Annotated in this window: 23 protein-coding genes and 2 pseudogenes; 8 read left to right on the plus strand and 17 right to left on the minus strand. The window is 70.3% G+C overall.

Going from position 1 to position 24,564, the window contains the following annotated elements:
- Positions 1-203: 203 nt before the first annotated feature.
- From folP to AB8A24_RS37210, 5 genes are all read left to right on the plus strand, one after another.
- Positions 204-1,076, plus strand: coding sequence for a dihydropteroate synthase (folP, locus tag AB8A24_RS37190; RefSeq protein ID WP_030726969.1), 873 nt, complete (start codon positions 204-206; stop codon positions 1,074-1,076).
- A 25-nt stretch (positions 1,077-1,101) separates the two neighbouring features.
- On the plus strand, positions 1,102-1,545 hold the full coding sequence (locus AB8A24_RS37195; RefSeq protein ID WP_266483259.1) for a nuclear transport factor 2 family protein: 444 nt from the start codon (positions 1,102-1,104) through the stop codon (positions 1,543-1,545).
- A gap of 129 nt (positions 1,546-1,674) precedes the next feature.
- Positions 1,675-2,034: a dihydroneopterin aldolase gene (folB, locus tag AB8A24_RS37200; protein ID WP_030010912.1), complete on the plus strand. Its 360-nt coding sequence runs from the start codon at positions 1,675-1,677 to the stop codon at positions 2,032-2,034.
- Positions 2,031-2,639, plus strand: a complete 609-nt coding sequence (gene folK, locus AB8A24_RS37205; RefSeq protein ID WP_033219222.1) for a 2-amino-4-hydroxy-6-hydroxymethyldihydropteridine diphosphokinase — start codon at positions 2,031-2,033, stop codon at positions 2,637-2,639. Before folB ends, folK begins: the two co-directional genes overlap by 4 nt.
- A gap of 46 nt (positions 2,640-2,685) precedes the next feature.
- Positions 2,686-3,171 (plus strand): DUF3180 domain-containing protein, encoded by a 486-nt coding sequence (locus AB8A24_RS37210; RefSeq protein WP_030726953.1) that lies wholly within the window; start codon positions 2,686-2,688, stop codon positions 3,169-3,171.
- A gap of 37 nt (positions 3,172-3,208) precedes the next feature.
- Here the strand turns inward: AB8A24_RS37210 and AB8A24_RS37215 are convergent, their stop codons facing one another.
- From AB8A24_RS37215 to dacB, 7 genes are all read right to left on the minus strand, one after another.
- Positions 3,209-3,586: a hypothetical protein gene (locus AB8A24_RS37215; RefSeq protein WP_369478694.1), complete on the minus strand. Its 378-nt coding sequence runs from the start codon at positions 3,584-3,586 to the stop codon at positions 3,209-3,211.
- Between the two features lie 4 nt (positions 3,587-3,590).
- Positions 3,591-4,199, minus strand: a complete 609-nt coding sequence (folE, locus tag AB8A24_RS37220; protein WP_030756162.1) for a GTP cyclohydrolase I FolE — start codon at positions 4,197-4,199, stop codon at positions 3,591-3,593.
- 105 nt (positions 4,200-4,304) lie between these two features.
- A complete protein-coding gene (gene ftsH, locus AB8A24_RS37225; protein WP_369478695.1) occupies positions 4,305-6,332 on the minus strand; it encodes an ATP-dependent zinc metalloprotease FtsH in 2,028 nt (675 codons plus the stop codon).
- Positions 6,333-6,547: 215 nt separating this feature from the next.
- The gene (hpt, locus tag AB8A24_RS37230; RefSeq protein ID WP_030010907.1) at positions 6,548-7,108 is read right to left on the minus strand and encodes a hypoxanthine phosphoribosyltransferase; all 561 of its coding nucleotides are present in this window, start codon (positions 7,106-7,108) and stop codon (positions 6,548-6,550) included.
- A 66-nt stretch (positions 7,109-7,174) separates the two neighbouring features.
- Positions 7,175-8,221, minus strand: coding sequence for a tRNA lysidine(34) synthetase TilS (gene tilS / locus AB8A24_RS37235; protein ID WP_266382129.1), 1,047 nt, complete (start codon positions 8,219-8,221; stop codon positions 7,175-7,177).
- Between the two features lie 224 nt (positions 8,222-8,445).
- Complete coding sequence (locus AB8A24_RS37240) at positions 8,446-9,585, minus strand: zinc-dependent metalloprotease (protein WP_369478696.1); 1,140 nt, start codon at positions 9,583-9,585, stop codon at positions 8,446-8,448.
- A 38-nt stretch (positions 9,586-9,623) separates the two neighbouring features.
- Complete coding sequence (dacB, locus tag AB8A24_RS37245) at positions 9,624-11,072, minus strand: D-alanyl-D-alanine carboxypeptidase/D-alanyl-D-alanine-endopeptidase (RefSeq protein ID WP_328962249.1); 1,449 nt, start codon at positions 11,070-11,072, stop codon at positions 9,624-9,626.
- 163 nt (positions 11,073-11,235) lie between these two features.
- On the opposite strand from dacB, the gene AB8A24_RS37250 reads away from it, so the two are divergent.
- Together AB8A24_RS37250 and AB8A24_RS37255 are read left to right on the plus strand one after the other, a co-directional pair.
- Positions 11,236-11,730: an inorganic diphosphatase gene (locus AB8A24_RS37250; protein WP_008742522.1), complete on the plus strand. Its 495-nt coding sequence runs from the start codon at positions 11,236-11,238 to the stop codon at positions 11,728-11,730.
- A gap of 263 nt (positions 11,731-11,993) precedes the next feature.
- A complete protein-coding gene (locus tag AB8A24_RS37255; protein ID WP_369478697.1) occupies positions 11,994-13,634 on the plus strand; it encodes a threonine/serine exporter ThrE family protein in 1,641 nt (546 codons plus the stop codon).
- Positions 13,635-13,841: 207 nt separating this feature from the next.
- Here AB8A24_RS37255 and AB8A24_RS37260 read toward each other — a convergent pair.
- From AB8A24_RS37260 to AB8A24_RS37300, 9 genes and pseudogenes are all read right to left on the minus strand, one after another.
- A pseudogene (locus AB8A24_RS37260) lies at positions 13,842-14,462 on the minus strand (DedA family protein); the annotation flags it as partial.
- Positions 14,463-14,582: 120 nt separating this feature from the next.
- Entirely contained in the window at positions 14,583-15,341 is a 759-nt protein-coding gene (locus AB8A24_RS37265; RefSeq protein ID WP_369478698.1) for a MerR family transcriptional regulator, read from the minus strand.
- Between the two features lie 76 nt (positions 15,342-15,417).
- Positions 15,418-16,200: an ABC transporter permease gene (locus tag AB8A24_RS37270; RefSeq protein WP_369478699.1), complete on the minus strand. Its 783-nt coding sequence runs from the start codon at positions 16,198-16,200 to the stop codon at positions 15,418-15,420.
- On the minus strand, positions 16,197-17,123 hold the full coding sequence (locus tag AB8A24_RS37275; protein ID WP_369478700.1) for an ATP-binding cassette domain-containing protein: 927 nt from the start codon (positions 17,121-17,123) through the stop codon (positions 16,197-16,199). The genes AB8A24_RS37270 and AB8A24_RS37275 overlap by 4 nt, the downstream gene beginning before the upstream one ends.
- Positions 17,124-17,201: 78 nt before the next feature.
- Positions 17,202-17,831: a PadR family transcriptional regulator gene (locus tag AB8A24_RS37280; protein WP_369478701.1), complete on the minus strand. Its 630-nt coding sequence runs from the start codon at positions 17,829-17,831 to the stop codon at positions 17,202-17,204.
- 23 nt (positions 17,832-17,854) lie between these two features.
- On the minus strand, positions 17,855-18,367 hold the full coding sequence (locus AB8A24_RS37285; protein WP_328962255.1) for a DinB family protein: 513 nt from the start codon (positions 18,365-18,367) through the stop codon (positions 17,855-17,857).
- Positions 18,368-18,490: 123 nt separating this feature from the next.
- Positions 18,491-20,560: pseudogene (mrdA, locus tag AB8A24_RS37290) on the minus strand (penicillin-binding protein 2); the annotation flags it as partial.
- Between the two features lie 223 nt (positions 20,561-20,783).
- Positions 20,784-22,241, minus strand: coding sequence for an aldehyde dehydrogenase family protein (locus AB8A24_RS37295; protein ID WP_328962256.1), 1,458 nt, complete (start codon positions 22,239-22,241; stop codon positions 20,784-20,786).
- An 89-nt stretch (positions 22,242-22,330) separates the two neighbouring features.
- Positions 22,331-23,209: a helix-turn-helix transcriptional regulator gene (locus AB8A24_RS37300; RefSeq protein WP_051763140.1), complete on the minus strand. Its 879-nt coding sequence runs from the start codon at positions 23,207-23,209 to the stop codon at positions 22,331-22,333.
- A gap of 341 nt (positions 23,210-23,550) precedes the next feature.
- On the opposite strand from AB8A24_RS37300, the gene AB8A24_RS37305 reads away from it, so the two are divergent.
- Entirely contained in the window at positions 23,551-24,060 is a 510-nt protein-coding gene (locus AB8A24_RS37305) for an ATP-binding protein (RefSeq protein WP_266382160.1), read from the plus strand.
- A gap of 144 nt (positions 24,061-24,204) precedes the next feature.
- Here the strand turns inward: AB8A24_RS37305 and AB8A24_RS37310 are convergent, their stop codons facing one another.
- Positions 24,205-24,450, minus strand: coding sequence for a DUF397 domain-containing protein (locus AB8A24_RS37310; protein WP_030726905.1), 246 nt, complete (start codon positions 24,448-24,450; stop codon positions 24,205-24,207).
- Positions 24,451-24,564: the final 114 nt, after the last annotated feature.

Below are 24,564 nucleotides of genomic sequence, written 5' to 3' on the forward strand. Positions count from 1 at the left end.
CGACCGCCGGTGGGCGCCGCGCGGGGCGACAGGCCGGACCGCCGCTCGGGCCACCGGCCGGCCCACCGGCCGGGAGCCCGGCCGCGGATCCGGAGCAGTCCCCGCACGTCGACCCCGCACGGGCCCCGGCACCCTCGTACCGCCCGGCGCGGGCAAGGGCGCCGGGGCCCTGTCGTATCCAGGTCAGCCCTACCCTTGGACCTATGAACACGAAGCGCGGAGCCACCGGCAGGGGCCGGGTCGCAGGTCTGCCGGACTGGGACCGCTGCGCGGTCATGGGCGTCGTCAACGTCACCCCCGACTCCTTCTCCGACGGCGGTCGCTGGTTCGACACCACCGCCGCGGTCAAGCGTGGCCTCGACCTCGTCGAGCACGGCGCCGACCTCGTCGACGTCGGCGGCGAGTCCACCCGCCCCGGTGCCTCCCGCGTCGACGAGGAGGAGGAGCTGCGCCGGGTCGTTCCCGTGGTGCGGGGCCTGGCCTCCGAAGGCGTCACCGTCTCCGTCGACACCATGCGCGCCGTCGTCGCCGCCCGGGCCGTCGAAGCCGGCGCGGCCCTGGTCAACGACGTCAGCGGCGGCCTCGCCGACCCCGGGATGATTCCGGCCGTCGCCGCCGCCGAGGTGCCGTTCGTGGTGATGCACTGGCGCGGCTTCAGCGCCGGCATGAACAGCCTCGCCGTCTACGAGGACGTGGTCGGCGAGGTCACCGCCGAGCTGCGGGCCCGGATCGACGCGGTCGTGGCCGGCGGGATCGCCCCCGAGCGGATCGTCGTCGACCCCGGGCTGGGCTTCGCCAAGAACGCCGAGCACGACCTGGCCCTCGTGGCCCACCTGCCCGAGCTGCGCGCGCTCGGCTTCCCGCTGCTGGTCGCCGCGTCGAGGAAGCGTTTCCTCGGCCGGGTCCTGGCCGGCGGCGCCGACACCACCCCGCCGCCCGCCCGCGAACGGGACGCCGCCACGGCCGCCGTCTCCGCGATCGCCGCCCACCAGGGCGCCTGGGCCGTGCGGGTGCACGAGGTACGGGCGACCGCGGACGCCGTACGGGTGGCCCGCGCCGTCGAAGGGGCACTCTGATCCTCACCCACCGACAAGGAGCACCGTGAGCAGAACCGACATCGAGGCGGTCGAAGAGGTCAACACGGCCTTCTACGAGGCAATGGAGCGGGGGGACTTCGACTCACTGTCGGCGCTCTGGCTGGAGGACGAGATCTCCTGCGTCCACCCCGGCTGGCCGGTGCTCTCGGGCCGTGGCGAGGTCCTGCGCTCGTACGCGCTGATCATGTCGCACACCGACTACATCCAGTTCTTCCTCACCGACACCAAAGTGGCCGTAATAGGTGATACCGCCCTGGTGACGTGTACGGAGAACATCCTCAGCGGCGGCCCCGCCGAGGACGGCGGGGAACTCGGCCCGCTCGTCGGTCAGCTCGTCGTCGCGACGAATGTGTTCCGACGCACATCCGAGGGCTGGCGGCTCTGGTCCCACCACGGTTCTCCCGTCCTCACGGAGTCCGACGACGACGAGGACGAGGACGCCTCCTGACCCCTCCGGCGGGATCCGGAGTATTTCGCAGGTAAATTCGAAGACGGACGACGCCGACCGCACTCGGCGCAGCCATGGCCCTGGGGAGTCCCGGGACCGGAAGCACCTACGAAAGCAGGAGTGATTCGCGTGGATCGTGTCGCGCTGCGCGGCCTCAAGGCTCGCGGGCACCACGGCGTCTTCCCCCGGGAACGCGAGGAAGGCCAGACCTTCATCGTCGACCTCGTGCTGCACCTCGACACCCGCCCCGCGGCGGCCGGAGACGACCTGGCTAAGACCGTGCATTACGGGGTAGTCGCCGAGGAAGTCGTCGACGTGGTCCAGGGTGAGCCCGTCGACCTCATCGAAACCCTGGCCGAGCGGATCGCCCAGCAGTGCCTCAAGCACGAAGCGGTGGCGCAGGTGGAGGTCGTCGTCCACAAGCCGGACGCGCCCATCACCGTCCCCTTCGACGACGTGACCATCACGATCACCCGGAGCCGCGCATGAACAACGCACTGAACGCTCAGAGCGACCCCACCGTCCAGCCCGTACCCGCCTCCGTCGTCGAGACGGTCGACGCGGCGGACGTGACCCTGTCCAACCCCAAATGGGCCGTGATCGCGCTCGGTGCGAACCTCGGCAACCGGCTGGAGACCCTGCAGGGCGCCATCGACGCCCTCGGCGACACCCCCGGCATGCGGGTCAAGGCCGTCTCCCCCGTCTACGAGACCGAGCCGTGGGGCGTCGAGCCCGGCTCGCAGCCCTCGTACCTCAACGCGGTCGTCGCCGTGAAGACCACCCTGCCGCCGTCCTCGCTCCTGGAGCGCGCGCACGCCGTCGAGGAGGCGTTCGACCGCGTCCGCGAGGAGCGCTGGGGCCCGCGCACGATCGACGTGGACATCGTCGCGTACGCCGACCGCGTCTCCGACGACCCGGTCCTCACCCTCCCGCACCCGCGCGCCCACCAGCGTGCCTTCGTGCTGGCCCCCTGGCACGACATCGACCCGGAGGCCCAGATCCCGGGCCGCGGCCCGGTCACCGCGCTGCTGGCCGAAATCGGCCTGGTCGGCGTGACGCCGCGCCCCGACCTGGAACTCCACCTCCCCGAGTAGTCGTTAGCCTGTTCACGGCTACTCGCTGAAAGTGGGGAACAGGCAAGTGAAGCAACTGAGGCCGGCGGTCCTGGCGGGCATCTTCGTGGTCGCCGGGATCCTGTCCTGGGCGGGCGCGCGCCTGTGGAACGCCTACGGCACCCTGCCGGGCGTTCCGCTGGCCGCGCCGATCGTCCTGGGCGTCATCGCGGCGGTGCTGCTGGCCACGGCCCTGTCCATGCGGGCCCGCCTCAAGGCCCAGCGTGAGCGCCGCCCGGGCGCCAAGGGCGTGGAGCCGCTGATGGCGGCCCGCGCGGTGGTCTTCGGGCAGGCCAGTGCCCTCGTGGCGGCGCTGGTGGCGGGCATGTACGGCGGTGTGGGCGTCTTCCTGCTGACCGACGCCCTCGACGTCCCCGCCCGCCGCGACCAGGCCTGGTACGCCGGCTTCTCGGTCCTGGCGGGTGTGGCGGTCATCGCCGCGGCCCTCTTCCTGGAGCACGTCCTGAAGCTCCCGGAGGACGAGGACCCGACCAAGGCCCCGGCCAAGGCCTAGCCCGGGGCCCGGGGCCTGGGCCCCGGGGCGGACCGGCCTACATGGGGTGGACGTGCCCCAACCACTCCCACAGCCTGCGGCCGCCCGGCCCGTTGTCCTCCCAGTCGCAGAACTGAAGGTCCGCGAGGGCCCCGTCGGCCGCGAAGAGGCTCACCTCGCCGTCGTAGCCACCGTCGGCGCCACAGAGGGAAGCCCCCGCGACGACGGCCATCCGCCTGTCCATCGGCACCGCCACCACGGCTTCCGTGTCCACGCGCAGATACACGCACGGACACGCGCAGTCGCTCGCGTGCATCCGGGTGTGCGGGATCTGGTCCCGGAAGCGCCGTTGGCCGTCCGGCTCCCCCGCCAGCAGCAGCTCCAAGGTCCGCCGGACGTCCTCGCTCAGCGGCTCCCAGCCGTCCCGCCCCGTCACCGGCTCAGCGGGCCATGATCAGGCTCATGGCCTCGTTACGGGTGGCGGGGTCGCGGAGCTGGCCGCGGACCGCCGAGGTGATGGTCTTCGCGCCGGGCTTGCGGACCCCGCGCATGGTCATGCACATGTGCTCGCACTCGATGACCACGATCACCCCGCGCGGGTCCAGGATCTCCATCAGGGAGTCCGCGATCTGCGTGGTCAGCCGCTCCTGCACCTGCGGACGGCGGGCGAACACGTCCACGAGGCGGGCCAGCTTCGACAGACCGGTGATCTTGCCGTCGGTGGACGGGATGTAGCCCACGTGGGCCACGCCGTGGAACGGAACCAGGTGGTGCTCACAGCTCGACATGACCTCGATGTCCTTCACCAGGACCATCTCGTCGTGGCCCAGGTCGAACGTCGTCGTCAGGACCTCTTCGGGCTTCTGGTACAGCCCGGCGAATATCTCCCGGTACGACCGCGCCACGCGCGCCGGGGTCTCCAGGAGGCCCTCACGGTCCGGGTCCTCGCCGACCGCGATCAGGAGCTCACGGACCGCCGCCTCGGCGCGCTTCTCGTCGAACACGCCGATCGTGCCCTCGTCACCGGTCAAGGTCACTGGGTCGGTCATTTCATCCTCGTTCCTGTCCGCACACGCGGTCGTACAAATGGGCCGCGCCCCCCAGGCTAGAACCTGGGGGGCGCGGCTTCCATTCCGGGTGGGTCGAGCCGCCGGTTACTCGGGGCGGTCCTCCGGAGCCACTTCGATGCCCTTCTCCGTGGAGACCGGCAGGGAGGTGGCCGACGTGCCGTTCGCCGAGTTCGTCAGCTGGAGCTCCTTGGGAGAGAGCACCGGCGGACGGGTGGAGGGGGTGCGGCGGGAGGAGCCGGTCCACGCGGGACGGGCCGGACGCTTCACGATCGTCGAGAAGATCTCGGCGATCTGCTCCTTGTTCAGCGTCTCCTTCTCCAGCAGCGCGAGGACCAGGTTGTCGAGGACGTCGCGGTTCTCGACCAGGATCTCCCAGGCCTCGTTGTGCGCGGTCTCGATGAGCTTCTTGACCTCTTCGTCGACCAGCGCCGCGACCTCTTCCGAGTAGTCCCGCGGGTGCGACATCTCGCGGCCCAGGAACGGCTCGGTGTTGTCGCCGCCGAACTTGATCGCACCGAGACGCTCGGTCATGCCGTACTGCGTGACCATGGCCCGCGCCGTGGCGGTGGCCTTCTCGATGTCGTTCGCCGCGCCGGTGGTCGGGTCGTGGAAGACCAGCTCCTCCGCCGCGCGCCCGCCCAGCATGTACGCCAGCTGGTCGAGCATCTCGTTGCGCGTGGTCGAGTACTTGTCCTCGTCGGGCAGGACCATGGTGTAACCCAGGGCCCGACCACGGGACAGGATCGTGATCTTGTGGACCGGGTCGGAGTTCGGGGAGGCCGCCGCGACCAGGGCGTGTCCGCCCTCGTGGTACGCGGTGATCTTCTTCTCCCGGTCCGACATGATCCGGGTCCGCTTCTGCGGACCCGCCACGACCCGGTCGATCGCCTCGTCCAGCGCGTGGTTGTCGACCAGCTTCTTGTCCGAGCGGGCCGTGAGCAGCGCGGCCTCGTTCAGGACGTTGGAGAGATCGGCACCGGTGAAGCCGGGCGTGCGACGGGCGACCGCGCCCAGGTCGACGTCCGGGGCGACCGGCTTGCCCTTCTGGTGGACCTTGAGGATCTCCAGACGGCCCTGCATGTCCGGACGGTCGACCGCGATCTGCCGGTCGAAGCGGCCCGGGCGCAGCAGCGCCGGGTCGAGGATGTCCGGACGGTTCGTGGCGGCGATCAGGATGACGCCGCCCTTCACGTCGAAGCCGTCCATCTCGACCAGCAGCTGGTTGAGGGTCTGCTCGCGCTCGTCGTGACCGCCGCCGAGACCCGCACCGCGGTGCCGGCCGACGGCGTCGATCTCGTCGACGAAGACGATCGCCGGAGCGTTGGCCTTGGCCTGTTCGAACAGGTCACGGACACGCGAGGCACCGACACCGACGAACATCTCGACGAAGTCGGAACCGGAGATCGAGTAGAAGGGGACGCCGGCCTCGCCCGCGACGGCACGCGCCAGCAGGGTCTTGCCGGTGCCGGGCGGGCCGTACAGCAGCACACCCTTGGGGATCTTGGCGCCGACGGCCTGGAACTTCGCCGGCTCCTGGAGGAACTCCTTGATCTCGTGGAGTTCCTCGACGGCCTCGTCCGCGCCCGCGACATCGGCGAACGTGGTCTTCGGGGTGTCCTTGGTGATGAGCTTGGCCTTGGACTTCCCGAAGTTCATGACTCGGGAGCCGCCGCCCTGCATCTGGTTCATCAGGAACAGGAAGACAACGACGATGAGCACGAAGGGCAGGAGCGAGAGCAGCACGCTCAGGAACGGGCTGGTCTTGTCCGGAGTGACGGAGTACCCGTCCGGGATCTGACCGGCGTCGTACTTGGTCTGGAGGCTCTGGGCGAGCTGGACGCCCTGATCCCCGATGTAGTTGGCCTGGAACTTGGTGCCGTCGTGCTTGCCGAGCTTCTCGCCTTGCTTGAGCTCGATCTTGATCATCTGGCTGTCGCCGGTGGTCAGCTTGGCTGTCTCCACCTGGCCAGTGTTGATCGCCTTGATGACCTCGCTGGTGTCCACCGACTTGTAGCCGCCGCCGGAGCCGACGACATTCATCAACACGACCACGGCGAGGACGGCCAGCACGATCCACATGACCGGCCCACGGAAGTATCGCTTCACGTCCATCCATACGGGACGCCAGGCGTCCCGTCCCTCCTGCCCGTAGGTAAATGCTGCTGTGAGTAAAGACTGTTCTTCGGAATGTACCCCTGAATTGTCACCCGCGGCCCTGTGGGACGGCTGACAGACCCGCCTTCCCCTGCTTCAACGGCGGGAATCGCCCCCAGGTTCCCCACAGGCTCGGCGGGGTTCCCGGGGACGGGAGCGGAAGCCGGAGTGGATCAGCCGCCGTAGACGTGCGGGGCGAGCGTGCCGACGAACGGCAGGTTGCGGTACTTCTCCGCGTAGTCCAGGCCGTAGCCCACGACGAACTCGTTGGGGATGTCGAAGCCGACCCACTTCACGTCGATCGCGACCTTCGCGGCCTCGGGCTTGCGCAGCAGCGTGACGACCTCCAGGGAGGCCGGCTGGCGGGAGCCCAGGTTCGACAGCAGCCAGGACAGCGTCAGGCCCGAGTCGATGATGTCCTCGACGATCAGGACGTGCTTGTCCTTGATGTCGGTGTCCAGGTCCTTGAGGATCCGCACCACACCGGAGGACTGGGTCCCGGCGCCGTACGAGGACACCGCCATCCAGTCCATGGTGAGCGGGGTGGACAAGGCACGCGCCAGGTCCGCCATCACCATCACGGCGCCCTTGAGCACACCGACGATGAGCAGGTCCTTGCCCGCGTACTCCGCGTCGATCTTCGCGGCCAGCTCGGCCAGCTTCGCGTCGATCTCTTCCTTGGTGATGAGCACCGACTGGAGGTCGTTGCCCATGTCCTTCTCGTCCACCCGCATCACTTTCGTTGTCGGCCGGGGCTCCGGGGGGCGACCCCGGAGGACTCAGCCGTGTTTCAGCACCAATCAGCCCTGCCGGATGACAAGTCTGCCACCCTGCCGCTGGGCCTCGACCCGGCCGGGCAGGTTGATGGCGCCCTGACCCCGCCATCCGGTGATGAGGCGGTCGACTTCTTCGATGTGGCGGGCGAAGAGAGAGCCCGCGGGAGACCCCGCCGCGACGACGGCCCTGCGCAGCACGCGGCGGCGGACGGCCGGGGGCAGGGCGTAGAGCTTGGCGCACTCCAGGCGGCCGTCCGCGTCGCGCACGCCGGTCTCCGCCTCGGCGGCCCAGGCGTCCAGGGCGTCGGCGTCGTCGCGGGAGAGCTGCGCGGTGCGGGCGAGCGCCTCGACGACTCCCTTGCCGAGCGCCTTCTCGAGGGCGGGCAGCCCCTCGTGGCGCAGCCGGGAGCGGGTGTAGGCGGGGTCGATGTTGTGCGGGTCGTCCCAGACGGGGAGGGACTGGACCATGCAGGCCTTGCGGGCGGTCTGCCGGTCGACCTGGAGGAAGGGGCGGCGGTAGCGGTTGGTACGGCCGGCGGACCCGCCGGAGACCTCGGGCATGCCGGAGAGCGAGCGGATGCCGGAGCCGCGGGCCAGGCCCAGCAGGACGGTTTCGGCTTGATCGTCCCGGGTGTGGCCGAGCAGCACGGCGGCGGCGCCCAGTCGGTCCGCGGCCTCGTCCAGGGCCCCGTAGCGGGCGTCGCGGGCGGCGGCCTCGGGTCCGCCGTCGCGGCCGACGCGCACGGCGACGGACTCCACCGGGTCGAGGCGGAGTGCGGTCATGCGGGTGACGACCTCGGCGGCGCGCAGGTCGGAGCCGGGCTGCAGTCCGTGGTCGACGGTGATGCCGCCGGCCCGGATGCCGAGCTTGGGGGCCTCGAAGGCGAGGGCGGAGGCGAGCGCCATGGAGTCGGCGCCGCCGGAGCAGGCGACGAGGACGAGCGGCAGGGAGCCCCCGGCGCGGCGGGGGGCGGCGGGGCTGCCTGTGTGGTCGGTGAGATCGGTGAGGACGTCGTGGAGTACGCGGCGGACCGCCAGGCGTATCGCCGCGACCGCAGGATGGGGACCCATGTCCGGTGCCCTTCGATGGAGTTCGGATGCCTCGGAGGCGTTGGGGTGGTGTGCTGAGGTGCTGCTGCCCGGCTGCCCCCGCGGAACGGGAGGATGTCACTCAGAGTGCGTCGATGGTGACAGAACCGAGCCGTTCCCTGAGCATCGCACGCCCTTCCACGGCCCACGGTCCCTCGGATGGGTGACGCTGCTTCCCCCAGTGAGACATGTTTACGCCCCTTGAGTCACTCCGCTTCGCTCGGTTCGCTCCCCTTGCGGTGCACGCGTGCGACCCAGTCGGCGGGGCTGGCGATCTCGGCCTTGGTCGGCAGTGTGTTCGGGGAGGTCCACACCCGGTTGAAGCCGTCCATGCCGACCTGGCCGACGACGGCGCGGACGAAGCGCTCGCCGTCGCGGTACTGGCGCAGCTTGGCGTCGAGGCCCAGCAGTTTGCGCAGGGCGGCGTCGAGACGGCCGGCGCCGCTGGCCCGGCGCTGCTGGAACTTCTCCCGGATCTCGGCGACGGAGGGCACCACCTGCGGGCCGACCCCGTCCATCACGAAGTCGGCGTGGCCTTCCAGCAGGGACATGACGGCGGTCAGCCGACCCAGGATCTCCCGCTGCTCCGGGGTCTGGACGAGCTCCACGAGGGAACGTCCCTCGTCACCGTGCTCGGCGTCGGGGCGGGCGCCCACGAAGGACTGGGCGGCCTCGCGGATGCGTTCCAGGACGGTGGACGGGTCGACCTCGGTGGCGCCGAGAAACGTCTGGATTTCGCCTTCGAGGTGCTCGCGCAGCCACGGGACGGCCGTGAACTGTGTACGGTGCGTCTCCTCGTGCAGGCAGACCCAGAGCCGGAAGTCGTGGGGGTGCACCTCCAGCTCGCGCTCGACGTGCACGATGTTGGGCGCGACGAGCAGCAGCCGGCCCCCGCCGGCGCCGGGCAGGTCCCGGGTGACCGGTGCGAAGGTCTCGTACTGGCCCAGGACCCGCGAGGCCAGGAAGCTCAGCAGCATCCCCAGTTCGACGCCGGTGACCTTGCCGCCGACCGCGCCGAGGACGGCTCCGCCGGTGGCGCCCGCGCGGCGGTCCTGCATCTTGCCGAGGAGCGGCTGGAGCAGTTCGCGGAATCCGGCGACGTTGGCCTTGACCCAGCCGGCCCGGTCGACGACCAGGACGGGCGTGTCGGGGACGGCCGACCCCTCGGGGATCATCCGGGTGAACTCGCGCACGTGCCGTTCCGAGGTCCTGGCGTGCCGCCGCAGCTCGGCGACGACGGCCCGCGCCTCGTCCCGGGTGACCTCCGGGCCGGGTCGTACCAGTCGGGTCGCGGTCGCCACCGCGAGGTTCCAGTCGACCATCTCCACACCACCGATGCTCGTCATGCGTCAACCGTACGTGGACCGGCCCTCCTACGGACCCCCTACGAAGCGGTCGCCACGGCCGCGGCCAGCTTGTCGAGGGCCTTCTCCGCGCCCTCGGAGCCGGGGCTGTTCGCCGTGAGGAAGGCGAAGGCGAGGAGTCGGCCGGAGGAGTCGACGACCGTGCCGGAGAGGGAGTTCACCCCGGTCAGGGTGCCGGTCTTGGCGCGGAGCAGGCCGGCGGCCGGGGAACTGCCGGAGTTGCGGGCCTTCAGGGTTCCGGTGAAACCGGCGACGGGCAGGCCGGTGAGGACCGGGCGCAGCTCGGGGCGCCCGGGGTCGGCGGCCTTGGTGAGGAGCCCGGTCAGCAGCCCGGCGCTGACCTTGTCGGCGCGGTTCAGACCGCTGCCGTCGGCGAAGCGGGAGCCGGCGGTGTCGATGCCGAGGGCGGTGAGCCGGTCGGTGACGGCCTTCTCGGCGCCCTCGAAGCTCGCGGGCCGGCCGGAGGCGAGGGCGGTCTGCCGGGCGAGGGCCTCGGCGATGTCGTTGTCGCTGTTGGTCAGCATCCGCTCGACGAGCCCGGCGATCGGGGTGGAGAGGGTGACGGCCAGCGGCTGGACGCCGGCGGCGGCCTCGGCCTTCGCCGGTTCGCCGGTGACCTTGATGCCGCGTTCGGCCAGCAGGGCGCGGAAGGCCCGGGCGGCGTCACGGGAGGGGTCCTCGGCGCGGTCCACGGGCCCGGAGGTGGAGTCGTCGGGGCGGCCCTCGTCAGCCGTCAGGGCGGTCACCGGAGCGATGTTGGGGTTGCCGCCGATCGGGTGGCGGACGGGGCCGGTGTAGAGGCTGTCGTCGTATCCGAGGGTCACGGTGTCGGTGCCGGCGGCCTTGAGCGCCTGCGCGGTGTCACCGGCGAGGGCGACGAGGCTGCCGCCGGATCCGGCGGGGCTCTTCTTCTTCGCCGTGAGCGAGGGGTCGCCGCCGCCGACCAGGACGATCTGTCCGGGGGCGGCGCCGGGCGTGACGGTGGTCCTGATCCGGTGCTCGGGCCCGAGGGCGGCCAGCACGGCCGCGGCGGTGGCGATCTTGACGGTGGAGGCGGGGGTCATCGCGTCCCGGGCCCCGGACTCGTAGAGGACCTGCCCGGTGGCGGTGTCGACGACGGACGCGGTACGGACGGTGCCGAGCGCGGGATCGGCGAGCAGCGGCTTCAGCGCGGCGCCGAGGCCCCCGGCGGAGGCGGGCTCGGCGGGGGCGCTCTGTGCGCGCGGGGCGCCGGGGCCGATCGCGCCGAGCACCCCGGGGGCGCTCGGCGCGGCTTCGGGCAGGGCTCCGGAACCGGGTCCTCCACCGTGATCTGCGCCACCCGTGCGGTCCCAGGAGGCGGCTCTGTCCCGCTCGGCCTTACGCTGGCCGGAGTCCCAAGGACCGGCCGCGGTCACCGCTGCCACCGACAGGGCGAGGCCGGCGACGGCCGACCCTGCGATGAGCTGCCAGGTCTTGACCAATGGCACCTCGGACCAGCCCCTTTCGCGATCACACATATGCGTGAGGGACACTTAACCACTGCGTCTTGCCGCGAGCATGGCACCCCACCCGGCAGGGCTGGGACGGACGCGCACGCAGATCGATCGACGCAGTCCCGAAGCAATGCAGCTGATCATGGAGGAGCAGGACGTGGAGTTCGACGTCACCATCGAGATCCCCAAGGGTTCGCGGAACAAGTACGAGGTGGACCACGAGACCGGCCGGATCCGTCTGGACCGTCGCCTCTTCACCTCGACCAGCTACCCGGCCGACTACGGCTTCGTCGAGAACACCCTCGGCGAGGACGGCGACCCGCTGGACGCGCTGGTCATCCTTGACGAGCCGACCTTCCCGGGCTGCCTGATCAAGTGCCGCGCCATCGGCATGTTCCGCATGACGGACGAGGCGGGCGGCGACGACAAGCTGCTGTGCGTGCCGGCCTCGGACCCGCGTGTCGAGCACCTGCGCGACATCCACCACGTCTCCGAGTTCGACCGCCTGGAGATCCAGCACTTCTTCGAGGTCTACAAGGACCTGGAGCCGGGCAAGTCCGTCGAGGGCGCGAACTGGGTCGGCCGCACCGAGGCCGAGGCCGAGATCGAGGCCTCGTACAAGCGCCTGGAGGCGCAGGGCGGCCACCACTGAGCTCGCGCTCAGCGGTGATGGGCCGGGGTGCTCCCCCGCGCCTCTCCTGACATGGCGGGCGGTATCCCTCGGGGATGCCGCCCGCTGTCGCGTTCCCGGGCCGCTGCGGCGGGCGCCTGCGGGTATGCGGTGGCTGTGGGGCGGGTGCGCGCCGGCGGTACGGCGGGTAGGCGCTGGGTGTGCGGCGGGCGTGCGCTGGGTGTGCGGCGGGAGGAAACGATTCCGCATACTGATACCCCGGGTGATCACGGACTGGAGGACGCGTGGCGGAGGCCGACGGGGCAGAGGACAGGAAGCCCCAGTCCGACGAGGCGCACAGCGCCTTCACGCCGCCGCCCGGCATGGAGCCGGACGTCTTCGAGGAGGACCAGCCCACCTCGGAATTCGCCCGTCCGGCGGGCGCCGATCCGGTGGCGCCCGAGCCCGAGGGGTCGGCCTTCGCCGCCCCGGCCACCTACCGGGCCGCGCAGTCCCCGCCCGCCTACACCCCCGGCCAGGGCTTCCCCGTCGCGCAGATGAAGGAATCGCCCTGGCAGGACCGCATGCGCACGATGCTGCGCATGCCGGTCGACGTGCGCCCCGTACCGGAGCTCGTGCAGCGCCACAGCGAGACCGGGCCCGCCGTGGGCCGCGTGCTCGACCTGACCCTGCGCATCGGCGAGCTGCTGCTCGCGGGCGGTGAGGGCGCCGAGGACGTCGAGGCCGCGATGTTCGCGGTGGCCCGCTCCTATGGGCTGGACCGCTGCGAGCCGACCGTCACGTTCACCATGCTGTCGATCACCCACCACCCCTCGCTGGTGGGCGACCCGGTCTCGGCCAGCCGGACCGTGCGCCGCCGCGGCACCGACTACAACCGGCTCGCGGCCGTGTTCCGGCTCGTGGACGACATCAGCGCCCACGAGATCGACGTGACGCTGGAGGAGGCCTACCGACGCCTCGCCGAGATCCGCCGCAACCGGCACCCGTACCCCGGCTGGATGCTCACGGCCTCCGCCGGACTGCTCGCCGGGGCCGCCTCCACCCTGGTCGGCGGCGGGGTCCTCGTCTTCTTCGCCGCCGCGATCGGCGCGGTCCTCGGCGACCGCCTGGCCTGGCTGTGCGCCGGGCGCGGACTGCCCGAGTTCTACCAGTTCGTGGTCGCCGCGATGCCGCCGGCCGCCCTCGGGGTCGCGCTCAACATGACGGGGATCGACGTCAAGGCCTCCGCCGTGATCACCGGTGGGCTGTTCGCGCTGCTGCCGGGACGGGCCGTGGTCGCGGCCGTGCAGGACGGTCTGACCGGCTACTACATCACCGCGTCGGCCCGCCTGCTGGAGGTCATGTACCTCTTCATCGGCATCATCATGGGCGTGCTGGTGGTGCTCTACGTGGGCCTGCAGTTCGACGCCTCGCCGCGGCCGGAGGAGGTCCTCCAGATCCAGCAACGGCCGCTGATCCAGATCGCCGCCTCGATGGTGCTGGTGTTCACCTTCGCGATCCTGCTCCAGCAGGAACGCTCCACCGTGTTGATCGTGACGCTGAACGGCGCGGTCGCCTGGGTCACCTTCGGGGCCCTGCACTACGCGGGGGGCATCCCGCCCGTCCCGTCCACGGCCATCGCGGCCGGGCTGGTGGGCCTCTTCGGGCAGCTCTTCTCCCGCTACCGCTTCGCCTCCGCCCTGCCGTACGTGACGGCCGCCATCGGCCCGCTGCTGCCCGGCTCGGCGGTGTACTACGGGCTGCTGCTGATCGCCGAGAACCGGCTGAACGAGGGCCTGGGCTCGCTGGTGAACGCCGCGGCCATCGCGCTGGCCATCGCGATCGGGGTCAACCTCGGCTCGGAGGCCTCGCGGCTGTTCATGCGCATCCCGGGGGCCACGAGCGCCGCCAAGCGCCGCGCGGCGAAGCGGACCCGCGGCTTCTGAGCGCCGCCGCCGCCCGTACGGGCACCCGTACACGGCCTCGTACGGGCACACGTACGCCCCGGGGCCTCAGGTAAGCCTCCGGGGCGGTACGGGCGTACGGGGTGCTGCGGGCGGGCCTCAGCGCTTGGCGTGGCGGCCGCGCGCGCCCGGGGCCTGGGGGGCGGAGCCGTCGGCCGCGGCCTCGGCCGCCTCGGCGCCGCCGTTCGCCTTGTTCTCCTTGCGGGCCTTCAGCACCTCGAAGACCACCGGGATGACCGAGATGAGGACGATGCCGACCAGGATCGGCTCGACGTTCGTCTTGATGAACTCGATCTGCCCGAGCCAGTAGCCGGCGAGCGTGACGCCCGCGCCCCAGCCGATGCCGCCGATGACGTTGTACGTCAGGAAGGTGCGGTACTTCATCGAGCCGGCGCCCGCGACCATCGGGGCGAAAGTGCGGATGATCGGCACGAAGCGGGCCAGCACGATGGCCTTCGGGCCGTGCTTGTCCATGAACTCGTGCGCCTTGTCCAGGTTCTCCCGCTTGAAGAGCTTGGACTTCGGCCGGTTGAAGATCTTCGGCCCGAAGAACTTGCCGATCATGTAGCCGACCTGGTCACCGATGATCGCGGCGGCCACGATCAGGGTGCACACCAGCCACAGCGGCTGCTTGATGTACTGCCCGTCCGCGACCAGCAGGCCCGCCGTGAAGAGCAGGGAGTCACCCGGGAGGAACGCGAAGAGTCCCGATTCGGCGAAGACGATGACCAGGATGCCGATCAGACCGAAGTGCGAGATCAGATAGTCCGGGGACAGCCACTCAGGGCCGCCGAGCGCAAGCGTATACACGGGTTCCGGGCTCTCCTGGAATCGGGGGGCGTATTGCGGAAGGAGCGGTTTCAATTATCAACGCACACGACCCCCACCCGGTTCCAGGCCCGGGAGGAGGTCACTTGCGTGACATTCCGATTACACCTTGCGCACGCCGTTCGCGAGGATCGCGTCGCGCAGGTGCTCGGCGAGACCCGGCTTCATCGCGTCGTAGAACGCCGTGAACCGCTCGTCCGCCACGTACATCTCGCCGAGGCACGTGTGCATCTCGTACGAGCAGTCGTAGAACCACTTGTGGATGTGCAGGCGGTGCTCCTCGGCCAGGTCCATCGCGCGCTCGCCGTCGGCGGGCTCGCCCGCCTCCATGGCCGCCACGTACCGGCGGCCCCAGTCGGCGGACTCGTCCTGGATCCGCTGCCAGTCGTCCTTGGTGTACGAGGCCGCCCGGCGCTGCGACTCGGCGTACGCCTCGGTGTCGCCCCAGCGCTCCTCGACCTCCTGCGCGTACTGCTCCGGGTCCTGGTCCCCGAAGACCTCGAACCTCTCCTCGGGCGTGAGGTTGATGCCCATCTTCTTCGCCTCCATGGCGTGCTCAACGGCCTTGGCCATCTGCTGGAGCCGGGCGATCCGGTCGGTCAGCAGGGCATGCTGCCGGCGCAGATGCTCCTGCGGATCCGTCTCCGGGTCGTCCAGCAGGACCGCGACCTCGTCGAGGGGGAAGCCGAGCTCCCGGTAGAACAGGATCCGCTGCAGCCGGTCCATGTCGGCGTCGTCGTACCGCCGGTGTCCCGCGTGGCTGCGACCGCTCGGGGAGAGCAGCCCGATCTCGTCGTAGTGGTGCAGGGTGCGCACCGTCACTCCGGCGAATCCGGCGACCTGGCCCACGGAGTAGCTCATCTCTTCCGCCCTCTGGTCGGGTACGCCCTTCACTGTGGGTCCTCACGTGGCGTGAGGTGCAAGACCGCCACGGGAGCTACTTGCTCAGGCCCCGGAACCTGCCCACCGCCGACGGGAAGAAGATCGCCAGCAGCAGGAGCGGCCAGGCCACCGCCAGCAGCGCCGCGTGATCGGCGGCCCACGACGGCGGAGCCGCGGCCGGGTTGCCGAACAGGTCGCGGACGGCCGTGGCCGTGGCCGAGAGCGGATTCCATTCCACCACCGTGCCCAGCCAGCCCGGCATCGCCTCCGGTGTGGCGAAGGCGTTGGAGAGGAAGCCCACCGGCCACACCAGGATCTGCACCGCCTGCACCAGCTCCGGACGGCCCGCGACCATGCCGAGGAAGATGCCGATCCACAGCATCGCGAAGCGCAGCAGCAGGAACAGGGCGAAGGCCGCCAGGGTGGCCGCGGGCGAGCCGTGCGGGCGCCAGCCCAGCAGCAGGCCGACGCCCGCGAGGACGGCCAGGCCCACCGCCGACTGGAGCATGTCCGCCGCGCTGCGGCCGACCAGGACCGCCGCCGAGGACATCGGCATGGCGCGGAACCGGTCGATCACCCCTTTGCCGAGGTCCTGGGTGACGGCGGTCATCGTCGCCTCCAGGCCGAAGGCCATGGTCAGCGCGAGCATCCCGGGCACCAGGAACTCCACGTACTCGCCGTCGATCCCGCGTCCGCCGCCGATGAGGAAGCCGAACATCAGCAGCAACATCACCGGGAAGACCAGTCCGACGACCATCTGGACCGGCCTGCGGCCCCAGTGCGCGAGCTCGCGCCGGGTCATCGTCCAGGAGTCCGAGACCACCCATGCCGCGCTCATGCGGCCACCTCCTCGCGGTCGGTCAGGTGCAGGAAGACCTCGTCGAGCGTGGGGCGGCGGACCGCGAGGTCGAGCGCCTCGATACCGGCCCCCTCCAGCGCGCGCAGGGTGAGGGCCAGGCCCGCCATCCGGTCCGCCACCGGGAAGCTCAGGGTCAGGGAGTCCGGGTCCACGGTCGGGTCCGGCAGCAGCCGCGCCGCCTGCGCCAGCCGCGCCGCGTCCCGCAGGACGACGACGATCCGGTCCGCCCCGACCAGGGCCTTCAGCTCGTCGGCCGTGCCCTCGGCCGCCACCCGGCCCGCGTCGATCAGCGTGATGCGGTCGGCGAGCTGGTCGGCCTCCTCCAGGTACTGCGTGGTCAGCAGGACGGTGGTGCCGCCGCCCACCAGGGAGCGCACCGCGCTCCACACCTCGGTGCGGCCGCGCGGGTCGAGCCCGGTGGTCGGTTCGTCGAGGAAGAGCACCTCCGGGTCGGTGATCAGGGACGCCGCGAGGTCGAGCCGGCGCCGCATGCCGCCGCTGTACTGCTTCACCGGCTTGCGGCCGGTGTCCGCGAGGCCGAAGCGGTCCAGCAGTTCGTCGGCCCGCAGCCCGGCCCGCCGTGCGCCGAGGTGGTTGAGGCGGCCGAACATCTCCAGGTTCTGCCGTCCGGCCAGGTCCTCGTCGAGCGCCGCGTGCTGGCCGAGCAGCCCGATCCTGGCACGGACGGCCGGCGCCTGGGTGCGTACGTCGTGACCGGCGACCCGGACCACGCCCTCGTCGTGCCGCAGCAGGGTGCTCATGACGCGCACCGCCGTGGTCTTTCCGGCTCCGTTGGGGCCGAGGACGGCGTGCACCGTGCCGGGCTTCACCTCCAGGTCGAGCCCCGCCAGCGCGGGCTTGTCGCCGTACCGCTTGTGGACACCTTCGACGAAGATCGCCAAAACCGCTCCTCCGGTAATCAAATTTGAGTAGCTGGGCGCGCCCAAGGTAATGCCCGCTCCCGGGCTAGTCAAACTTGATTACGCATCCTGGTGCGCGGCGTACGGATTCTCCTGGCCGTCCGCGAGGACCCCCACGAACGGAGCCCCGCCCTCACCGGCGAAGGAGTACGCGCCCTTCTCGATCCGGGAGACCAGCCCGCGCGTCCACTCCGCCTCGGCGTCCGCGGAGTGGACCCACATGTGCATGATCTCGCCGATGTGGCCGAGCGCCTCCGGGCCGCCCTCCGGCGTGTAGTAGTCCGTCACCGACGACCGCCAGAGCGCCAGCTTCGCCATCCGCTCCCGGAGCAGCGCGAGCACCTCCGCCCGCGGCAGATCGACCATGAAGCCGATCGCGGCGGACAGCACGTCCGTCTTCTGGTCGTACGCCGCGAGGGCCTCGCGCAGCAGCCGGAAGTACTCCTCGCGGCCGGCGTCCGTCACCTCGTACTCGGTGCGCGGGGGCCCGCCCGCCGCGCTCGGTGCCACCTCGTGGGCGTGCAGGACGCCTTGCTTGGCCATCTGCTTGAGCGCGTGGTAGATCGATCCGGGCTTGGTGTTCGACCACTCGTGGGCGCCCCAGTACTCCAGGTCGTTGCGTACCTGGTACCCGTGGGCCCGCCCGTGCTGGCGGACCGCACCGAGGACAAGAAGCCGGATCGCTGACATGGGGCCAGGCTACTCACCCGGGCTCACCCCATGGCGCGGGTGCCGTCCACGGACTCCCGGACGATGTCCGCGTGGCCGGCGTGGCGGGCGAACTCCTCCACCAGGTGCAGGAGCATCCAGCGCATCGAGACCTTGGTGTCCTTGGGGAACCAGGGCGCCGGCGGCAGCGGGAAGGTGTCGTCCAGGCTCGGGACGGCGGCGATGAAGGCCGCCGTCTGCTCCGCGACCTCGTCCCAGAAGGCGAGGACCGAGGGGATGGACTCGCCGTCGACCAGGCGGAAGGCCTCGCCCCAGGTCTCCTGGGTGCGCGCCTTCTCGTTCGGCACCTGCTGGGCGAGGCGCAGCCAGTTCAGCTCGACCTCGGCCACGTGCTTGAGCAGACCGGACAGGGTGAGCTCGCTGACGCTGGGACGGCTCGCGGCCTGCTCCTCGCTGAGCCCGAGCAGCGATTCGCGGATCGCCGTGCGCTGGGCGTCGACGAAGGCGAGGAGAGTGCCGCGCTCGTCGCCGAGGACTTCGGTGGAAATCTGAGCCATGACCGACCGCCTTGTGCGTGAGGTGTCGTGCCGGGGGGGCTTCTTCCCCCCCGACACGACCCACGCTACGGAGCATCGAGGTCAGATCTTGTCCTCATTGGCCGTTCAGTTGCCGTCGAACTCACCGTCGGGGCGGATCGCCGGCAGCGCGGTGGCGGGCTTGGGGAGCAGGGCCTTGGAGAGGTCCTGCTTGCCCGTCGGGTCGAGCCCGTACATCGCCTCGTAGATGTTGCGGACGGCCGGTCCCGAGGCACCCGAGCCGGTGCCGCCCTGGGAGATGGTCATGACGATCGCGTAGTCCTCGGTGTACGAGGCGAACCACGAGGTCGTCTGCTTGCCCTGGACCTCGGCCGTGCCGGTCTTGGCGTGCATCGGGATCTGCTTCTGCGGCCAGCCGCCGAAGCGCCAGGCCGCGCTGCCGTTGGTGGCCACACCCGCGAGGGCTTCGTCGATGTTGTCGCGGGTCTTCGCGTCCATCGGCAGCTTGCCCTGCTCCTTGGGCGCGATCTCCTGGACCGACTTCCCGTCGGCGCTGACGATCGCCTTGCCGATGCTGGGCTGGTGGAGCGTGCCGCCGTTGGCGATGGCCGAGTAGACGGAGGCCATCTGGATCGGGGTGACGAGCGTGTCGCCCTGCCCGATCGAGTAGTTGATCGCGTCACCCTCGCGCAGCTGGTTGCCCTGACGGCAGTTCTCGTAGGCGATCTTCTCGGCGAAGGTGCCGTTCCTCTTGCCGTCGCGGCACCAGGCGTCCTTGTTCGCGTCGAAGAAGTCCTGCTTCCACTTGCGGTCGGGGACCCGACCGGGGACCTCGTTCGGCAGGTCGATGCCGGTGCGCTTGCCGAGCCCGAACTCGTGGGCGGTCTTGAGGAACCAGTCCTTCGGGTCCTTCTTCGGCTTGATGCCGCCGTCCTTCTTCCACTCCTGGTCCGCGAGGGCGTAGTAGACGGTGTCGCAGGAGACCTCCAGCGCCCGGCCGATGGTGATGTCACCGTGGCCCTGGGACTCGAAGTTCGTGAAGGTCTGACTGCCGACCGAGTACGAGCTGGGGCACGGGTAGCGGTTGTTGAACGGGTACCCGGCGTTGACCGCGGCCGTCGAGGTGACCACCTTGAAGATGGAGCCCGGCGCCGCCTGGGCCTGGATGGCCCGGTTCAGCAGCGGGTAGTTCGACTTCTTGTCGGTGAGGCCGGCGTAGTCCTTGGCGGAGATGCCGCCCACCCAGGCGTTGGGGTCGTAGGTCGGGTTCGAGGCCATCGCCACGACCCGGCCGGTCCTGGTCTCCATCACCACGACGGCGCCCGAGTCGGCCTCGTAGTTCCTGCCGGTGTTCTTGTCGTTGACCTTGCGGGCCTCGATCATCGCGTTGTTCAGCTCGCGCTCGGCGACCGCCTGCACCCGGGAGTCGATCGAGGTCACGATGTTCGAGCCGGGCTTCGCCGGGTCGGTCTCGCCCTGGCCGATGACCCGGCCGAGGTTGTCCACCTCGTAGCGGGTGATGCCCGCCTTGCCGCGCAGCTCCTTGTCGTACGTGCGCTCCAGGCCGGAGCGGCCGACCTGGTCGGAACGCAGGTACGGCGAGTCCGACTTCTTCGCCTTGGCGATCTCCTCGTCGGTGACCGGGGAGAGGTAGCCCAGCACCTGGGAGGTGTTGGCCTCGTCCGGGGCCGCGTAACGGCGCAGGGCGGTCGCCTCGGCCGTGATGCCCGGGAAGTCCTCGGGGTGCTCGCGGATCTGCAGGGCCTGCTCGGTGGTGGCCGCGTTGCTGACCGGGATCGGCTGGTAGGGGGAACCGTTCCAACAGGGCTGCTTGGTCTTGGCGTCGCAGAGCCGGACCTTGTCGATGACCTCCTGGGGGTCCGTGCCCAGCACCTCGGCGAGCCGGGTCAGCACGGACCGGCCCTTGTCCTTCATGGTCAGCAGCTCGGTGCGGCTGGCGGAGACCACGAGGTGGGTGGCGTTGTCGGCGAGCGGGACCCCGCGCGAGTCCAGGATCGAACCGCGCACGGCGGGCTGGACCACCTGCTGGACGTGGTTGTTCTTCGCCTCGTCCGTGTACTCCGAGCCATTGCGTATCTGGAGGTACCACAGGCGTCCGCCCAGCGTGAGCAGCAGCGAGAAGACGACGATCTGGATGACGACGAGCCGGTTCTGGACCCGAGGGGTCCGGCCGGTCTCCGGTATGTTGCTCAACTCGTTCTCCCCCGGGCGGCTGCCTACGCCCGGTCGAGTCTAGGGGGTGTCCTGTGGGCCGGGTCGGATCGGGGAGCGGTGGCCGGTGCGTGCGATCGCGAGGCCGAGGAGGGGGTCGACGCGGAGCGTCGGCGACCGACGAGAACGCGGCGAGCGTGCGTGCCCGCCACCGCGAGCCCGGCCCGGCCCACAAGACACCCCCTGGGGGGACGAACTGTGTGACCTAGAACGGGAAGGTCGTCCGGCCGTGCTGGACGGAGATCCACTTCTGGGTGGTGAACGCCTCGACCGTCGCCTCGCCGTTCAGCCGGCCCAGACCCGAGGCCTTCTCGCCCCCGAACGCGGCCAGCGGCTCGTCCCCGATCGTGGAGTCGTTGACGTGGATCATGCCCGTCTCGATCCGCTGGGCGAAGCGGACGCCCCGCTCCACGTCCCGGGTGTGCACGGCGCCGCTCAGCCCGTAAGGGGTCGCGTTGGTCAGCCGTACGGCCTCGTCCTCGCCGTCGAAGACCACCAGCAGGGCCACCGGGCCGAAGATCTCCTGGCTCAGCAGCGGGGAGTCCTCGGGGATTCCGGCGAGCACCGTGGGTTCGACCAGGTTGCCGCGCGTAGAACCCCGTACGAGCGCCTGCGCGCCGGATTCCACGGCCTGGTCCACGAGCGCGGTCAGGGCGTCGGCCTGGAAGGAGTTGATCAGGGGGCCGATGTGGGTGTCGGCCTCGCGCGGGTCGCCCGTCCTGAGGCCGCGCACGCGCGCGGTGAACTTCTCCGTGAACTCCTCGGCGACGGAGGCGTCGACGAGGATCCGGTTGGCGGCCATGCAGACCTGGCCCTGGTAGACGAAGCGGCTGAAGACGGCCGCGTCCACCGCGTAGTCGAGGTCGGCGTCGTCGAGCACGACGAGCGCGCTGTTGCCGCTCAGTTCCAGGACGGTCCGCTTGAAGTGGCGGGCGGCGATCGCTCCGACGTGCCGGCCGACCCGGTCCGATCCCGCGAACGAGATGACCTTGGGGACGGGGTGGGTCAGGAGCGCGTCGCCTATCTCGGCGATATCGGTGACCAGGACGTTCAGCAGGCCGGCCGGCAGCCCGGCGTCCTCGAAGATCTTGGCGATCACGCCGCCGCCCACGACCGGGGCGTTCTGGTTGGGCTTGATGACGACCGCGTTGCCCAGCGCCAGGGCCGGGGCGACCGACTTCAGGGTCACCAGGAAGGGGAAGTTGAAGGGGCTGATCACCGTGACGACACCCACGGGGAGCCGCTGGACCCGGTTCTCCTTGCCCTCGACCGGCGAGGGCAGGATCCGCCCCTCGGGCCGGACGGCGAGCTGGAGGGACTCGCGGATGAACTCCATCGCGAGGCGGACCTCGTACTCGGCCTTGGGACGCGTCCCGCCGAGCTCGTCGATCATCGCCTCGACGATCTCCTTCTCGCGCTCCTCGGTGATCCGCAGGGCGCGCTCCAGGACGGCGCGTCTGATGTAAGGACTGGTGGCGGCCCACTCACGCTGGGCGCGTTCGGCGCCGCGGTAGGCCTGGTCCACCTGCTCGACGGTGGCCACGGTGATGGCCGCGAGCTTCTCCCCGTTGTAGGGGTTGACGTCGATGATGTCCCACGAACCGGTACCGGCCAGCCATTCGCCGTCGATGTACTGGTGAGCCAGGTCGCTGAATATGGACATGCCATCCCTTACTGCGAGCGCGCACCCGTGCGCTGCACCGGAGACCGATCGGTCATCATGCACTGATCAGACGTCATACTACGTGCGAATCAAGACAGTTGGAGCAGGCCGCGGAGAAGATCCCGGGTCCGCTCGGCATCGGGGCAATCCGCCTGGAGCCGTTCCATCGCCCGCTCGTACTGCCCCACTTCCTCGCCCTTGTCCAGGTAGAGGGCACTGGTGAGCTGTTCCAGATAGACGATGTCCTGGAGGTCGGACTCGGGGAAGCGCAGCAGGGTGAAGGCTCCGCTCTCGCCCGCGTGGCCGCCGAAGGAGAAGGGCATCACCTGGAGCTGCACGTTGGGCCGCTGGGAGACCTCGATGAGGTGCTCCAGCTGACCGCGCATGACCTCGCGGTCACCGTACGGGCGGCGCAGCGCGGCCTCGTCGAGGACGGCGTGGAAGATGGGGGCGTTCTCGGAGACGAGGACCTTCTGGCGTTCCAGGCGCAGGGCGACGCGGCGGTCGATCTCGGCGCCGGTGGCGCCGGGCATGCCGCGGCTGACGACGGCGTGGGCGTAGGCCTCGGTCTGCAACAGTCCGTGGACGAACTGGACTTCGTAGATCCTGATGAGCGAGGCGGCGCCCTCCAGGCCGATGTACGTCTGGAACCACCCGGGCAGCACGTCGCCGTAACTGTGCCACCAGCCGGTCGCGTTGGCCTCGCGGACCAGTCCGAGCAACGACTCGCGCTCCGTGCTGTCCGTGACTCCGTAGAGCGTGAGGAGGTCCTCGACGTCTCTGGCCTTGAAGCTCACCCTTCCCAACTCCAAGCGGCTGATCTTCGATTCGGATGCGCGGATCGAGTAGCCGGCCGCCTCACGGGTGATGCCGCGGGATTCTCGGAGTCGCCTGAGCTGGGAGCCCAGGAGGATGCGGCGCACCACAGAACCGCTTGCTTCTGCGGTCACTAGTACTGCCCTCCCCATCGCATTGGCGTGCGCGTGGTGTGCGCGAGCGTCTCGGGGCCCCCGTACCCCAGGGGCCGCAGTCTGCCACCAAAACGCATCGGCCCGTACTCGTTCTGTAACGGAATCCCGTCTCCGGGAAAAGAAGTCCGTAAGTATGCGTAGGAAGAAATGAGTCAGAACCGTCACGGGAGGGGACAGGTCCGGCGCGTGCACGTGCATCTGCCCTTGCATCCGGCCCGAGCATTCGGAACGATGGTCCCCGCGCACCTGCGTGCTGTTCGCGCCGGCGCCGGACCCACCCCGCAGTTCTTTCTGGACGGAGATGACCGCTCCGCCCGCGAATCCCGGGAGTGCCTCGCATGGGGACGAATGGATCGACCATGCTCGAGCCGTTACGGCAGGGGCTGCCCCCGGTCGACCCCACGGCTGTCTCCGGGTCCGCCTCCTGCGCCCTGCCCGCCCGCTACGACGCGGTACGCGGAGCCCGTTCCTTCTGTCGTTCGACCCTGTCCCAGTGGGGCCTCGACGACCGCTTCGACGATGTGGCCCTGGTCGTCTCCGAGCTCGTCACCAACGCGCTGCGCCATGCCCTGCCCGAGGACACGAGGGGTGCGGACGCCGAGCCGGAGCCGCCGGTACGGCTGCACCTGATGCGGTGGAGCACGCGCCTGGTGTGCGCGGTGCGGGACCCCAGCGAGGACCGGCCCGGTGGGGCCTTCTCACCGGAGCGGACCGAGGAGAACTTCGACCTGGAGTCCGGGCGCGGGCTGTTCCTGGTGGACTCGTACAGCGACAGCTGGGGCTGGCACCCGCTCGCGGGACGACTCACCGGCAAGGTGGTCTGGGCGCTCTTCCTGCTCCAGGACTGAGCCCACCGGCAGCCGGCCACACCAGCCGAAGGTCGCCGATCAGGGGTGCACAACAGGACGACCGGCAGGACGACCGGCCGGGATCGATCATTGCGATCGGTCCCGGCCAGTGCACGTGCATGGCCTGATGGATGCGCTGTTCCGTCAGCTGATCAAGTGATCGAACTCGCCGTCCTTGACGCCCAGCAGCAGGGCCTCTATCTCGGCCGGCGTGTAGACGAGCGCCGGTCCGTCGGGAAAGCGCGAATTACGCATGGCGACATCGCCTCCCGGCAGCCGTGCGAACTCCACGCAGGAACCCTGCGAGTTGCTGTGTCTGCTCTTCTGCCACGTCAGCTCAAACAAGGTAGCGAGTTCTGCAGCTGCCATCCCGTTGTACGCGTGGTCCACAGGAAGCCCCCGATAGTGCAGATGTCAACTCCTCCGGATCATAGCTGTGTTCATGAGCTGCTGCATGGGCAGATGCACGTGCACGCGGGGTGGTCCGTTGATCACATACAGGTC

This window comes from Streptomyces sp. BF23-19 (assembly GCF_041106355.1).
Classification (GTDB): Bacteria; Actinomycetota; Actinomycetes; order Streptomycetales; family Streptomycetaceae; genus Streptomyces; species Streptomyces virginiae_A.